This window comes from Streptomyces sp. CB09001, assembly GCF_003369795.1.
GTDB lineage: Bacteria > Actinomycetota > Actinomycetes > Streptomycetales > Streptomycetaceae > Streptomyces.
The window spans coordinates 2,344,988-2,359,354 of the sequence record NZ_CP026730.1 but is presented as its reverse complement, the minus strand read 5'-3'; the positions used below and the strand labels follow the sequence as shown (position 1 = coordinate 2,359,354).

Genomic DNA, 14,367 nt, shown 5'->3' with positions numbered 1-14,367 from the left:
CCGCCTACCAGATCGACTCCACCCACTCCGGGTGGTCGACGAACGGGTTGCGGTTGTGCTGGTAGTCGTCGTAGATCACCTGGTTGCGGTGCTCCTCGAAGGCGTCCGGCGGGTCCTCGTCGTTCCATGCCTTCAGTACGGAGAGCTTGCCGATGTACGGGTTGCTGCCGTTGTCGACCTGGCCGTTGACCTCCAGGTCGGCGAAGCCGTCGCCGCCCTCGTAGCGGACCGCCATGTAGAAGATCATGCGGGCCACGTCGCCCTTGACCGCGTCGCGGGGCTCGAAGGAGTCGGAGTCGGTGAGGCTGCCGCCGCCCTCGCTGACGGCGCTGCCGCCGTTGTCGAAGTCCTTGTTGCCCCGGACGCTGTTGACCCGGACGTCCGAGGGACGCAGGTGGTGGATGTCCGTGCCGGGTCCGGTCGAGGTGCCGAAGTCGCCGTGGGACTTGGCCCACACGTGCTCGCGGTTCCAGTCGCCGGTGTCGCCGCCGTTGAGCGACTTGCTGCGGGAGACGCCCGAGTAGAGCAGGATCACGTTGCCGCTGTTGTCCGGGTCCTCGTCGGTGGCCTTGAGCGCGTCCCAGACCGCCGAGTACGAGAGCTTCGTCTGGTCGCTGATGATCGTGTGGAGGGACGACTTGAGGCTCGCGCCCGTCTTGCCGATCGCGTCCTTGTAGTACGTCGAGTCGTAGTCCGTGGTCGTCGTCGTGGTCGCCGTGGCCGGACTCGCCGTCAGGGAGGGTGCGGAGAGTCCGGCGAGCACGGCGGCCGTGGCGAGGACGACCGCCTTGCGGCGCCGGGTGCGTATCGCGAGCATGTGGGGTGTCCGATCTACGCGTGTGGAGTTGTGTGGTACGACGAGCGTGACATGGACATGTGGGAGGCGGGGTGTACGGAGGGTGGCGATTGCGTGACGGTGGCCGGACCGGCCCCACATGGAGGTCACCGGTTCGCCGCTGCCGAGGACGAGCCGGGCGGTGCTCCGAGCAATCCACACGGCCAGGTCGGCGCTCCCGCGTCCCAGCTTTCGGAAGACGGTCAACTTCCGTCCATTTCCCCGCCCTAGGGTGACCGGCATGCGCCCGAGAACCCTCCGTACCGCCCTCGCCACCCTCACCGCGAGCCTCGCCACGGCGGGCTGCCTGACCGCCGCGGGACCGGCCGCCGCCGCACAGGAGCGGCCCCCGGCGAACGCCTGCTCGCCCGCCGTCTCCCTCACCGGCTTCACCGACGCCCTCGACAAGACGGCGTACGACGGCGCCTACGTCGGCAACCTCTCCGCCCTCGCGCCCGGCCGGCGCGGCTCCCTGGCCGCCCTCTCCGACCGCTCGTCCCTCTTCCGGCTGGACGCGCGCACCCTGAAGCCGCGCGGCGTGATCACGCTCGCCGACGAGAACGGCGCCGCGCTCGACTCCGAAGGACTGGTCGCCGACCGGGACGGCACGTTCCTCGTCTCCTCCGAGACCGAGCCGTCCGTCCGCCGCTACGCCCGCACCGGCGAGCTGCTCGGCCGCCTGCCCGTGCCGGACGACCTCCGCACCGCTCCCGAGGGCCGCGCCCGGGCGAACGGCAGCTTCGAGGGGCTCACGCTCCTGCCCGGCGGCCGGACCCTGCTCGCCTCCATGGAGTACCCGCTCGACGGCGACCCCGCCGACCTGGTCCGCTTCCAGACCTGGCAGCGGACGCGGCACGGCGACTTCCGGCTCGGTGCCCAGTACACCTACCGGACCGACCCCGGTCTCGGCGTCTCCGAGGTCACCGCGACTCCCGACGGGCGCCTCCTCGTCCTGGAGCGCGGCTTCACGGCCGGTGTCGGCAACACCGTCCGCCTCCAGCTGGCCGACCGGCCCGGCCGCGGCGGCAGCGCACTGGACAAGCGGCTCCTCGCCGACCTCGCCGACTGCCCCACGCTCGGCGCCACGGCCGAGCAGCCCCAGCCCAACCCCCTCCTCGACAACTTCGAGGGGATGGCCGTGACGGGCCGCTCCGCGGGCCGCCTGGAGGCCCTGGTCGTCAGCGACGACAACCAGAACGCCGTACAGACCACCCGCCTCCTCGGGCTCCGCGTCCGCGTCTGATCACCCGGCCGATTGTTGCGGCGGGATGAAATCCCCGCTCGCAGGCGTTGGTGCCTTCCGGTAGATCAGGTGAGCAGGACGACGACCGGAGGGCACGGCGTGGACGCGCAACGGGGCTGGGTACGACGACTGGCGGGGTACGCCTGGCGCAACCCCAAGGACGTCGTACTCGCCCTCGGGGCCTCGCTGGGCGGCATGGCCGTCATGGCCTTCGTGCCCCTGATCACCAAGGTGATCATCGACGACGTGATCGGCGACAGGACCAGGGACATGGCCCTCTGGGCCGGTCTCCTGATCGGCGCCGCGGCCGTCGTCTACGTCCTCACCTACATCCGCCGGTACTACGGCGGCCGGCTCGCCCTCGACGTCCAGCACGACCTGCGGACCGACATGTACGGGACGATCACCCGGCTCGACGGCAGACGCCAGGACGAGCTGTCCACGGGGCAGGTCGTCGGGCGGGCGACCAGCGACCTCCAGCTGATCCAGGGCCTGCTCTTCATGCTCCCGATGACCATCGGGAACGTCCTGCTCTTCCTGATCTCCCTGGTGATCATGGCGTGGCTGTCCCTGCCGCTGACCCTGGTCGCGCTCGCCGTCGCGCCGGCCCTGTGGTTCATCGCCCGCCGCAGCCGCACCCGGCTGCACCCCGCCACCTGGTACGCGCAGGCGCAGGCCGCCGCCGTCGCCGGGGTGGTCGACGGCTCGGTGAGCGGCGTACGCGTGGTGAAGGGCTTCGGGCAGGAGGAGCAGGAGACCGGGAAGCTCCGGGAGGTCGGGCGCAGGCTCTTCGCCGGGCGGCTGCGGACGATCAGGCTGAACGCCACCTACACCCCGGCCCTCCAGGCCGTCCCCGCCCTCGGCCAGGTCGCCATGCTCGCCCTCGGCGGCTGGCTGGCCGTCCGGGGGCACATCACCCTCGGCACCTTCGTCGCCTTCTCCACCTACCTCGCCCAGCTGGTCGGCCCGGTCCGGATGCTCGCCATGGTGCTCACCGTCGGCCAGCAGGCCCGGGCCGGCACCGAGCGCGTCCTGGAGCTGATCGACACCGAGCCGGTCATCGAGGACGGCACGAAGACCCTGCCGGCCGACGCGCCCGCGACCGTCGAGTTCGACGACGTCGCCTTCGGCTACGACACGGGCGACGGGGAGCCGCGGCCCGTCCTCGACGGGCTCTCCTTCGAGATCCGGGCCGGTGAGACCCTCGCCGTCGTCGGCTCCTCCGGTTCCGGCAAGTCCACCGTCTCGCTGCTCCTGCCGCGCTTCTACGACGTGACCCGCGGCGCCGTCCTGGTCGGCGGTCACGACGTGCGCGAGCTGACCCTGGACTCGCTGCGGGCTGCCGTCGGCCTGGTGCCCGAGGACTCCTTCCTCTTCTCCGACACCGTCCGCGCCAACATCGCCTACGGCCGCCCGGACGCCACCGACGAGGAGATCGAGGACGCCGCCCGGGCCGCCCAGGCGCACCGGTTCATCACGGAGTTGCCCGACGGCTACGACACGACCGTCGGCGAGCACGGGCTGACCCTCTCCGGCGGCCAGCGCCAGCGCGTCGCGCTCGCCCGGGCGATCCTCACCGACCCCCGGCTGCTGGTCCTGGACGACGCCACGTCCGCCGTGGACGCCCGGGTGGAGCACGAGATCCACGAGGCGCTGAAGCAGGTCATGCGGGGCCGCACCACGCTGCTCATCGCCCACCGCCGCTCCACCCTCGGCCTCGCCGACCGCATCGCCGTCCTCGACCGCGGCCGCCTCGCCGACCTCGGCACCCACGAGGAGCTCCAGGAGCGCTCCGCCCTCTACCGGCGCCTGCTCACCGACCCCGACGAGCTGGGCGGCGTCTCGCCCGGCCACACCCGCCCCGCCGAGAAGCCGGAGGACACCTCCGACACCTCCGTACGCGACGAGCTGGACGCCGAGTTCGACGCCGAGCGCGGGGTCACCCCCAGGCTGTGGACCGGCGACCGCGCACCCAAGGACACCGCGCTCGCCGGCACCCCGGCCACCCCGGAGCTGCTCGCCCAGGTCGACGCGCTGCCCCCGGCGAACGGCACCCCGGACATCGACGAGGCACAGGCGGTGCGCCCCGAGTCCTCCTACGGCCTGCGACGCCTGCTGCGCGGCTTCCGCACGCCGCTGCTGATCAGCCTCGCCCTGGTGGCCGTGGACGCGGGCATGGGCCTGCTGCTGCCGGTGCTGATCCGCAACGGCATCGACGACGGCGTCACCCAGGTCGCCCTCGGCGCGGTGTGGGCGTCCTCGCTGCTCGGCCTGGTCGCCGTACTCGCCCAGTGGGGCGCGCAGACCGGCGAGATCCGCATGACCGGCCGGACCGGCGAGCGGATCCTGTACTCGCTCCGCCTGAAGATCTTCGCCCAGCTCCAGCGGCTCGGCCTCGACTACTACGAGCGCGAGCTGACCGGCCGGATCATGACCCGGATGACGACCGACGTGGACGCGCTGTCGACGTTCCTCCAGACCGGACTCGTCACCGCCTTCGTCTCGGTGGTCACCTTCTTCGGCATCATGGTCGCCCTGCTGGTGATCGACGTGCAGCTCGCCCTGATCGTCTTCGCGACCCTGCCGCCGCTGATCATCGCCACGTACTTCTTCCGCAGGGCCAGCGTGAAGGCCTACGAACTGGCCCGCGAGCGCGTCTCCACGGTCAACGCCGACCTCCAGGAGTCGGTGGCGGGCCTCAGGATCGTGCAGGCCTTCCGGCGCGAGCGGGACGGCGGCCGGCGGTTCGCCGAGCGCAGCGACAGCTACCGGCAGGCCCGCATCCGCGGACAGTGGCTGATCTCGGTCTACTTCCCGTTCGTGCAGCTGCTGTCGTCGGCCGCCGCCGTGGCGGTGCTGGTCGTGGGCGGGGCGCGGATCGACGACGCGACGCTGACGACCGGTGCGCTGGTGGCGTACCTGCTCTACATCGACCTGTTCTTCGCACCGGTCCAGCAGCTCTCCCAGGTCTTCGACGGCTACCAGCAGGCGTCCGTCTCGCTGGGCCGCATCCAGGAACTGCTGCGCGAGCCGACCTCCACCCGGGCCGCCGACAAGCCCTCCGAGGTCACCGCGCTGCGCGGCGAGATCGCCTTCGAGGACGTGCACTTCACCTACGGCGGCGACGACGCGGCCGAGGCGGCCGAGGCGGCCCTCACCGGCATCGACCTCCGCATCCCGGCCGGGCAGACCGTCGCCTTCGTCGGCGAGACCGGCGCGGGCAAGTCGACCCTGGTGAAGCTGGTGGCCCGGTTCTACGACCCGACCGGCGGCCGGGTCACCGTCGACGGGCGGGACCTGCGCGCCCTCGACCTCACCTCCTACCGGCACCGGCTGGGCGTCGTCCCGCAGGAGGCGTACCTCTTCCCCGGCACCGTCCGGGACGCCATCGCCTACGGCCGTCCGGACGCCACCGACGCCCAGGTGGAGGCGGCGGCGCGGGCGGTCGGCGCGCACGAGATGATCGCCACGCTCACCGGCGGCTACCTCCACGAGGTCGCCGAGCGGGGCCGCAACCTCTCCGCCGGACAGCGGCAGCTGATCGCGCTGGCCCGCGCCGAGCTGGTCGACCCGGACGTACTGCTCCTCGACGAGGCGACGGCGGCCCTGGACCTGGCCACCGAGGCCCAGGTCAACCAGGCCACCGACCGCATCGCGGGACGCCGTACGACGCTCGTCGTCGCGCACCGGCTGACCACGGCCGCCCGCGCGGACCGGGTCGTCGTCATGGACGGCGGCCGGGTCGCCGAGGACGGCACGCACGACGAACTGCTGGCCCTCGACGGACGGTACGCGCGGCTGTGGCGGACCTTCGTCGGCGCGGCCGAACCGGAGGAGCCGGTCGGCGCGCTGCACTGACGGGCGCGTCTGGCGGGCGCGTCTGGCGGGCGCGCGCAACCGTGCGACAGGTGTCCTGCGTCCGTACATCCGTACGTCTTCAGTGACCGCCCTACGGAGGGGGACCGCAGTGGGCCGGGCCGGTGCCGCAACTCGCCGTCGGCTGGCGCTCGGCACGGCCGTGCTGAGCGCCGCCGCGCTGCTCGCCGTGGCGCTGCCGCAGGAGGCACAGGCCGCCACGGGGTGCCCCGGCCGCAAGGTGCGCACCCTGTCCTTCTCCACCGGGTCCGTCCTCGTGTACAAACGCGGCGGCTACGTCTGTGCCGTCACCGTCCCCAGGAAGCCGGGCACGAAGCGGCAGATGTCCGTCGGCGTGCAGGCCCGGGGCGGCCGGGCGGTGGTGGACTCGGGCCGGTTCGCCCACCGCGCCGGACCGGTGACCGTGCACGCCGGAAACCGCTGCGTGCGGGTGACCGGCAAGGTGGCCAGGTCCTCGGTCGGCTCCGGGTGGATCCTCTGCTGACCCTGGTGTCGCGGGAGTTGCTCCGATAGCTTCCGGCGGACATCAGTTTCACAGGGAGGGTGCATGCGCAAGGCGCTCAGATGGCTGCTGGCGCTCGTGGTGCTCATAGGCACCGTCAGCACGGCGGGCGCGGCCACCGCCGCCGAGCCGAAGGCCGTCGACATCAAGGACCGGCTGCTGTCCATACCGGGCATGAGCCTGATCGAGGAGAAGCCGTACACCGGCTACCGCTTCTTCGTCCTCAACTACACCCAGCCGGTGGACCACCGGCACCCGTCCAAGGGCACGTTCCAGCAGCGGATCACCGTGCTGCACAAGGACGTGAACCGCCCGACGGTCTTCTACACCGGCGGCTACAACGTCTCCACGAACCCCAGCCGGCGCGAGCCGACCCAGATCGTGGACGGCAACCAGGTCTCCATGGAGTACCGCTACTTCACGCCGTCCCGGCCCGCCCCGGCCGACTGGTCCAAGCTGGACATCTGGCAGGCCGCCAGCGACCAGCACCGCATCTTCAAGGCGCTGAAGCCGGTCTACTCGGAGAACTGGATCTCCACCGGCGGCTCCAAGGGCGGCATGACCGCCACCTACTACGAGCGCTTCTACCCACGCGACATGGACGGCGTCGTCGCCTACGTCGCCCCCAACGACGTGGTGAACAAGGAGGACTCGGCCTACGACCGCTTCTTCGCCCGCGTCGGCACCGAGGAGTGCCGCGACAAGCTGAACGGCGTGCAGCGCGAAGCACTGGTGCGCCGGGCGCCGCTGGAGGCGAAGTACGCGGCCTACGCGGCCGAGAACGGCTACACCTTCGACACCATCGGCAGCCTCGACCGCGCCTACGAGGCCGTCGTCCTCGACTACGTGTGGGGCTTCTGGCAGTACAGCACCCTCGCCGACTGCGCCGACATCCCGGCCGACGCGAAGAACGCCACCGACGACGCGATCTGGAACTCCGTCGACACGATCTCCGGCTTCTCCGCCTACACGGACCAGGGCCTGGAGACGTACACGCCGTACTACCACCAGGCGGGCACCCAGCTGGGCGCGCCGACGATCCACTTCCCGCACATCGAGAAGAAGTACATCCGCTACGGCTACCAGCCGCCGCGCAACTTCGTGCCCCGCTCGATCCCGATGAAGTTCGAGCCGTGGGCCATGCGGGACGTCGACACCTGGGTGCGGCACAACGCCCGGAACATGCTGTTCGTGTACGGCGAGAACGACCCGTGGGGCGCCGAGCGCTTCCGCCTCGGCCACGGCGCGCGTGACTCCTACGTCGTCACCGCGCCCGGCATGAACCACGGTGCGAACGTGGCCGGTCTGGTGCCCGACCAGAAGGCGCGGGCCACGGCCCGCATCCTGGACTGGGCGGGCGTCGCCCCGGCCAAGGTCCAGGAGAACCCGTCGGCGGCCAGGCCGCTGGCGACGTTCGACGCCAGGCTGGACAAGCGGGACGTCGAGCGCGAGCCGGCGCTGCGCCCGTAGGGGCTCCCCCTCCGGCACGGTGACTGTGCCCGGCCGGCGCTTACTGCGGCCGGGCACAGTCCGCCCGGTGCTTACTGCGGCCGGGCACAGTCCGCCGGCGCTCACAGCGGCCGGGCACAGTCCACCGGCGCTCACAGCGGCCGGGCACAGTCCACCGGCGCTCACAGCGGCCGGGCACAGCCCACGGGGCGCTCCCCGCCGAGCCGGACGTACAGACCGGTCGAGGCCGGGCAGTCCGCCCGGCTGGCGACCGCCTCGACCACCTTGAACTGCGGTGCGCGTCCACCCCCGCCGTCGCAGGCGGCCTCGCGGACCCTGCCGCCGCCGATGTCGCGGACGCAGTCGCCGACGATCGTGCGCGGGCCGCCCCCGCCGCCCGGATCGCCGGGATGCGGCGGCCCGAGCCCGCGCATGCAGGCGTACCCCCGGGGTACGGCCCCGTCACCGTCCTCGTCGGCGGACGGCCGCCGCTCAGTGATGTGCAGGACGAAGTCGGTGGTGGCGGGACAGGGCGGGCCGTTGCTCGCGCGGCCGTCCTCCCGGGCCACCACCCGGGCCGCCGCCCGCGCGCTGTCGCAGGGCACCTCGGTGGGGTCGGCCGTGCCGAACGAACTGCACTCGCCCACCGCCAGGAACACCGCCCCGTACCCGGACGGCCGCCCCCCGGCCGCCGCGGAGTCCGCCGCCGGGCCTCGGTCTCCCGGGCTCCGGCAGCCCGTCAGCAGCACGGCGCCCACCACGGCACACAGCAAGGCGTGCCCCCCTGCGGCCCATCGCTCACGCATCGCCGTCCCCCCGGATTCCCCGGTCCAGCGTGGCCCGCCGGAGCGGGCGCACGCCAGACGCGCGGGAGGCTTTGGGCACGGACGACGGGGGCGCCCCCGGCGCGTGCCGCAGCGCGCGCTACGACGCGGCTACGACCGGGCTACGACCGGTAGGTCAGCCCGTGTCCGAGCGGAAGGAGCACCGTGTCCGGGTCGTCCGCGCGCACCACCGGCACCGGCAGCTTCCCGCGCGGCCGCACCCGCCCGGCGATCACCCGGGCCGCCGCCCGTACCTCCACGTCGGTCCAGGAGTAGGCGGCGAGGAAGGCGGGGACGCCGGGGAGCTGGGCGACGTCGTACGGGTTGCGGACGGCGACCGCGACGACCGGCTTCCCGGTCTCCAACAGCCGCGTGACCAGGGTGCGCTGGCTGCTGCCCGCGGTCACGTTGTACGTGGCGACCACCACGGCGTCGGCGTCCCCGGCCGCCGCGACGGCGCGGTCGGTCACGGCGGCGGAGGGCGCGGTTCCGGTGGACAGGGCGGTGGCCGTGAACCCCAGCTCCGTCAGCGCGCCCGCGAGCACACCGGTGGGCGGCCCGGTCGTGCCCGACGGCGAGGCCGGATCGGCGCCCACCACCAGCAGCCTGCGGTGTTCGCGCCGCGAAAGCGGCAGCAGCCGCCCCTCGTTGACCAGCAGCGTGGTGCTCCGCTCGGCGATCCGGTCGGCCGCGGCCAGGTGCGCCCGGGTGCCGACGGTCCGGTCGACGTCCCGGCGACTGGTGTACACGTCCCGGAACAGCCCCAGCTTGGCCTTCAGCCGCAGCACGCGCAGGATCGATTCGTCGAGCCGCGCCTCGGTCAGTTCGCCGTCCTTCACGGCCGTCAGGACGGCGTTCCAGGCGAGCGGCAGGTCCGGCGGGTTGAGCAGCTGGTCGACACCGGCCTTCAGCGCCAGCACCGGCACCCGCGCGTCGCCGTACTTCGTCCGAACGCCCTCCATACCGAGGGAGTCGGTGACCACGACCCCGTCGTAGCCCAGCTCCTCGCGCAGGATGCCGGTGAGGATGGGACGGGAGAGGGTGGCCGGGTCGCCGGAGTCGTCGAGCGCCGGGACCATCAGGTGGGCGGTCATGATGGCGTCGATGCCGGCCTCGACCGCCGCGCGGAAGGGCGGCGCGTCCAGCTCCTCCCACTGCTCGCGGCTGTGCGTGATGACCGGGAAGCCGGTGTGGCTGTCGGTGGCGGTGTCGCCGTGCCCGGGGAAGTGCTTGGCGCACGCGGCCACCCCGGACCGCTGATACCCCGTCACCTCGGCCGCCACCAGCCCGGCCACGGCGTCCGGGTCGGCGCCGAAGGACCGGACGCCGATCACCGGGTTGGCCGGGTTGACGTTCACGTCGGCGACGGGGGAGTAGTCCTGGCGGATGCCCAGGGCGTGCAGCTCGGCGCCCGCGATCCGGCCGAGCGTACGGGCGTCGGACCGCGAACCGCCCGCGCCGACGGCCATCGCGCCCGGGAAGAGGGTGGCGGGCTCGCCCACGCGGGCCACTATGCCGTGCTCCTGGTCGGTGGAGATGAGCACGGGCAGACCGCGCGGCTGCTCCAGGGAGGCCTTCTGGATGCCGTTGGACAGGTCGGCGATCTGGTGCGGGTCGCGGGTGTTGTGCGCCCAGGCGAAGTAGATGATGCCGCCGACCCGGTACCTGGCGACCAGCTCGGCCGCGGTGCGGACGCCGATCTCCTCGAGGTTGGCGTCGATGTCGGCCTGGTCGGGGTCGGTGGCGGAGTGGCCGTAGACCCGCATGACGAAGAGCTGCCCGACCTTCTCCTCCAGCGTCATGCGGGAGATCAGGCCGCGGAGCTTGTCGTCGTCGGGCCCGCGGGCGTCGGCGTACGCCGTGCCGCCGCCGGCCGCGAGGGCCGCGGTGACGACCGCGGTGGCGGTGAGGACCGTACGTCTGGAGGGCTGTGCGGTGCTTCCCGTGCCGGCCGTGCTGCTGTGGTGCACGTGCGCTCCTTCCGGAGAGCTGGTGAAGGAAACTGCCAAGGAGTCACCAATATCCGGGAAGTTTCTGCCAGTCAAGGGGCCGCACAGGAGTCGCCGGAAGCGGCGCGGGACGCCCGGCGGGGCCGCCGCCGGCGCCGTGAACCGCACGGAGCCGCGGAAGGCAAGTCCCTTCTAAGCGCTTGGCCGGGTGGTGTGGGCCGCGGCGTCCGGCCAGTGGGCCCGGAGTGTGCGGACCGTTTCCGCGATGGCCGGGCGGCGGGCCGCGCCCGTGCGCCACAGGGCGTACAGCCGCCGCACCGGCATCGGGTCGAGCGGCACCTCCACCACTCCCGCCGGGAGCGGGCCGCGCCCCAGCCGGGGGATGAGGGCGACGCCGAGACCGGCCGCGACCAGCGCGACCAGCGTCGGGTTCTCGTCCGCCTGATGGACGATGTCCGGCTCGTGCCCGGCGCCCCGCAGCGTGCGCATCAGCCAGTCGTGGCAGACCCGCCCGGGCGGCTGGCAGATCCACCGCTCCCCGCCCAGCTCGTCCCGCCGCACGGCGGTCCGGCCCGCGAACGGGTGCCCCTCGGGCACCAGCAGGTCGCACAGGTCCTCGCCGACCGGCGCCTGCTCCACCCCGGCCGGGGCCGGCAGCGGGGCGATGTCCCAGTCGTGGGCCACCACCAGGTCCACGGCGCCCTTGGCCACCAGGTCCACGGACAGGTGCGGGTCGACCTCGGTGAGCCGCGCGTCCAGCCCGGGATGCCGTACCGCCAGGTCGGCGAGCACGGACGGCAGCAGCCCGCGCGCCGCCGACGCGAACGCGGCGATGGTCAGCCGCCCCGAGGGCACCCCGCGCCGCTCCTCCAGCCGGGTCTCGGCCCGCTCCACGATGGCCAGCAACTGCGCCGCCGCCTCCACCAGTTGCCAGGCCTCGTCGGTGAGCCGGACCCCGCGGCCCTCCCGTTCGAGGAGCACCGTCCTGGTCTCGCGCTCCAGCTTGGCGATCTGCTGCGACACGGCGGACGGCGTGAACCCGAGCGCGGCGGCGGCCGCGCCGACCGTCCCGTGCACGGACACGGCGTGCAGGGCGCGCAGGCGCTGGAGGTCGAGCATGACGGCTCCCGGATCGAGACGGGCGGGGGGTGACACAGGGGCGGCACATCCAGAAAGCATTAGCAGTGCTTCATCCAACCATGCATCAATCATCGCTGGTGCTGCACGGTCATCTCACCCGATCCTCGACGCATGCGACCTTCCCACCTCCTCCTCGCCGTGCTCGTCGCCGCCGTCTGGGGCGTGAACTTCACGGTCGTCGAGATCGGCCTCGACCACTTCCCGCCGCTCTTCTTCTCCGCCCTGCGCTTCCTGGCGGCGGCGCTGCCCGCGGTCTTCCTGGTGGGCCGCCCCAAGGTCGCCTGGAAGTGGATCGTGGCGGTGGGACTGGTGCTCGGCGTGGCCAAGTTCGGCCTGGTCTTCGTGGGCATGGACGCGGGCATGCCCGCCGGACTGTCGTCCCTCGTCCTTCAGATCCAGGCGGTGTTCACCGCGGTGATCGCCGCGGCGGTCCTCGGCGAACGCCCCTCCCGCGTCCAGGCCCTGGGCATGCTGGTCGCCCTGGGCGGCATCGGCGTGGCCGCGGTCGACGAAGGCACCTCGGGCCCGCTGGGCGCGTTCCTGATGGTGATCGGCGCCGCGGCGGCGTGGGGCGTGTCCAACGTCCTGACCCGCAAGGCGTCCCCGCCCGACGCGCTGAACTTCATGGTGTGGGTCTCCACCGTCCCCGTGCTGCCCCTGCTGGCCCTCTCCCTGCTCACCGAGGGCCCCGCCGAGGACCTCGCGGCCCTGCGCGCCCTGGACTGGCAGGGGACGGGCACGATCCTCTTCGTCGCCTGGGTCTCGACCGTCTTCGGCTTCGGCGCCTGGGGCTGGCTGCTGCGCCGTCACCCCGCCTCGACGGTCGCGCCGTTCTCCCTCCTGGTGCCGGTCTTCGGCATGTCCTCTGCGGCCCTCTTCCTCGGCGAGTCGGTGACCCCCCTGCGCTGGTGCGCGGCGGCCCTGCTGGTGGGCGGGGTGGCGCTGACGACGCTGACTCCCGCCCGCAGGCGCGTGCCGGGGATCACCGTGCGCACGTCCCCGGAATTCGCTGGACGGCTCCCCGTTCCGGCTGAAGAATCCGGCCGGTGACATTCACTCTGAAGGCCCCGGTCCTCGAAGGCACGCTGGTACGACTGGAGCCGCTGAGCCACCGGCACGCGGCCGACCTGGCGAGGGCGGCGGAGGAGGACCGGGCCACCTACGCGTTCACGTGGGTCCCCGGGCCCGACGAGGTCGGCGCCTACATCGACTTCCAGCTGGCCAGGGCGGCCACCGGACGGCTGGCGCCCTATGCGCAGGTCTCCCGTGCCACCGGCCGCGCGGTCGGCACCACCGCATACTGGGAACCGCGTTCCTGGCTCACCGACGACGTGCTAGACGCCGTCGAGGTCGGCTTCACCTGGCTGGCCCGTTCCGCCCAGGGCACGGGCGTCAACGCCGAGGCCAAGCTGCTGCTGTTCCGCCACGCCTTCGAAATCTGGGCCGTGTCCCGCGTCGACCTCAAGACCGACGCCCGCAACCGTCGCTCCCGCGCCGCGATCGAGAGGGCCGGCGCCCGCTTCGAGGGCGTCCTGCGCAACTGGTCCCGCTCCTCGGTGCCGGGCGAGGAGGGCCGGCTGCGCGACTCCGCGATCTACTCGATCACGGCGGCGGAGTGGCCGGAGTGCCGGGAGCGGCTGGAGCACCGGGTCCGGTCGGCGGCGCCGGCCCTCACGCCGCGTCCGTGAGCAGCCGGGCGAGGTGCTCGCGGCCCGGGCCCAGCAGTTCGGGCAAGGGGGCGGCCGACTCGTACCACCGCTTCTCGTACTCCCAGCACAGCCAGCCGTCCCAGCCGTGCCGGGACAGCACGTCCACCACCTCGGTGAGCGGCAGCACCCCCGCGCCCAGCGCCAGCGGCGTGGTGTCCTCGGCGGAGGCGATGTCCTTGACCTGGACGTAGCCGAGGTGCGGGGAGAGCGCCGCGTAGGTCTCGGAGGGCTGCTCGCCGCCCAGCCAGGTGTGCATCACGTCCCACAGGGCACCGACCTGCCGGTGTCCGACCAGCCCGAGGACGCGCATCGCGTCGGCGCCGGTGCGGTGCGAGTCGTGGGTCTCCAGCAGGATGCGCACGCCCAGCTCGGCGGCGTACTCGGCGGCCGTCCCCAGCCGCCGCGCCGCCACCGCGTCAGCCTCCTCGGCACTCTGCTCGGTGCCGCCGCCGGGGAAGACCCGGACGTACGGTGCGCCCAGGTCGCGGGCCAGGTCGAGCAGGTCGCGGATCTCGGCGATCACCGCCTCGTCGTCGCCGGGCGCGGCGACCCGCGCGTACCCCGCGAGCCCCAGCGGCTCGACACCGGCCGCCCCGAACTCCGCCGCCACCGCGGCCCGTTCGTCCGGGCCCAGGCCCGGATGGACCGGTTCCTCGGGGTGGGCGCGCAGCTCGACACCGTGGTAGCCGTGCGCGGTCGCGAGCCCCAGCACGTCGGCCAGGGGCAGTCCGGGAACACCGAGAGTGGAGAACGCCAGCTTCATCCTGCCTCCTGCGTGGATACCCCCACGTTTACGTGGGGGAGGGAACTCAGCTCCTGCGGGGTTTCGCCGCCAGGGCG

General features: G+C 73.1%; 11 protein-coding genes. 6 read left to right on the top strand and 5 right to left on the bottom strand.

All coding sequences use genetic code 11. The annotated features are described in order from the left end of the window. Positions 1 to 4: 4 nt before the first annotated feature. Positions 5 to 817, bottom strand: a complete 813-nt coding sequence (locus tag C4J65_RS10880) for an endonuclease (protein ID WP_115742236.1) — start codon at positions 815 to 817, stop codon at positions 5 to 7. 259 nt (positions 818 to 1,076) lie between these two features. Between C4J65_RS10880 and C4J65_RS10875 the strand changes: the two genes are divergently transcribed. From C4J65_RS10875 to C4J65_RS10860, 4 genes are all read left to right on the top strand, one after another. Continuing rightward, positions 1,077 to 2,078, top strand: coding sequence for an esterase-like activity of phytase family protein (locus C4J65_RS10875; RefSeq protein ID WP_115746387.1), 1,002 nt, complete (start codon positions 1,077 to 1,079; stop codon positions 2,076 to 2,078). 99 nt (positions 2,079 to 2,177) lie between these two features. Beyond that, positions 2,178 to 5,936 carry an ABC transporter ATP-binding protein gene (locus tag C4J65_RS10870; RefSeq protein ID WP_115742235.1) on the top strand — a complete coding sequence of 1,253 codons (3,759 nt, stop codon included), beginning with the start codon at positions 2,178 to 2,180 and terminating at the stop codon, positions 5,934 to 5,936. 109 nt (positions 5,937 to 6,045) lie between these two features. Continuing rightward, positions 6,046 to 6,438: a hypothetical protein gene (locus C4J65_RS10865; RefSeq protein ID WP_115742234.1), complete on the top strand. Its 393-nt coding sequence runs from the start codon at positions 6,046 to 6,048 to the stop codon at positions 6,436 to 6,438. A gap of 63 nt (positions 6,439 to 6,501) precedes the next feature. Further along, the gene (locus C4J65_RS10860; protein WP_115742233.1) at positions 6,502 to 7,926 is read left to right on the top strand and encodes a S28 family serine protease; all 1,425 of its coding nucleotides are present in this window, start codon (positions 6,502 to 6,504) and stop codon (positions 7,924 to 7,926) included. 161 nt (positions 7,927 to 8,087) lie between these two features. Here C4J65_RS10860 and C4J65_RS10855 read toward each other — a convergent pair whose 3' ends face one another. The 3 genes from C4J65_RS10855 to C4J65_RS10845 form a co-directional block, all read right to left on the bottom strand. After that, positions 8,088 to 8,711 carry a hypothetical protein gene (locus C4J65_RS10855; protein WP_115742232.1) on the bottom strand — a complete coding sequence of 208 codons (624 nt, stop codon included), beginning with the start codon at positions 8,709 to 8,711 and terminating at the stop codon, positions 8,088 to 8,090. A gap of 140 nt (positions 8,712 to 8,851) precedes the next feature. Further along, positions 8,852 to 10,699 (bottom strand): glycoside hydrolase family 3 protein, encoded by a 1,848-nt coding sequence (locus tag C4J65_RS10850; protein WP_115742231.1) that lies wholly within the window; start codon positions 10,697 to 10,699, stop codon positions 8,852 to 8,854. 171 nt (positions 10,700 to 10,870) lie between these two features. Then, on the bottom strand, positions 10,871 to 11,797 hold the full coding sequence (locus tag C4J65_RS10845; RefSeq protein ID WP_115742230.1) for a LysR family transcriptional regulator: 927 nt from the start codon (positions 11,795 to 11,797) through the stop codon (positions 10,871 to 10,873). Between the two features lie 132 nt (positions 11,798 to 11,929). Here C4J65_RS10845 and C4J65_RS10840 point away from each other — a divergent pair, with 132 nt between their 5' ends. Together C4J65_RS10840 and C4J65_RS10835 are read left to right on the top strand one after the other, a co-directional pair. Then, positions 11,930 to 12,868, top strand: a complete 939-nt coding sequence (locus tag C4J65_RS10840; protein ID WP_115742229.1) for an EamA family transporter — start codon at positions 11,930 to 11,932, stop codon at positions 12,866 to 12,868. Continuing rightward, positions 12,865 to 13,506, top strand: a complete 642-nt coding sequence (locus C4J65_RS10835; protein ID WP_115742228.1) for a GNAT family protein — start codon at positions 12,865 to 12,867, stop codon at positions 13,504 to 13,506. Before C4J65_RS10840 ends, C4J65_RS10835 begins: the two co-directional genes overlap by 4 nt. Here C4J65_RS10835 and C4J65_RS10830 read toward each other — a convergent pair. Next, a complete protein-coding gene (locus tag C4J65_RS10830; RefSeq protein WP_115742227.1) occupies positions 13,490 to 14,290 on the bottom strand; it encodes a sugar phosphate isomerase/epimerase family protein in 801 nt (266 codons plus the stop codon). The genes C4J65_RS10835 and C4J65_RS10830 overlap by 17 nt on opposite strands. Between the last annotated feature and the right edge of the window lie 77 nt (positions 14,291 to 14,367).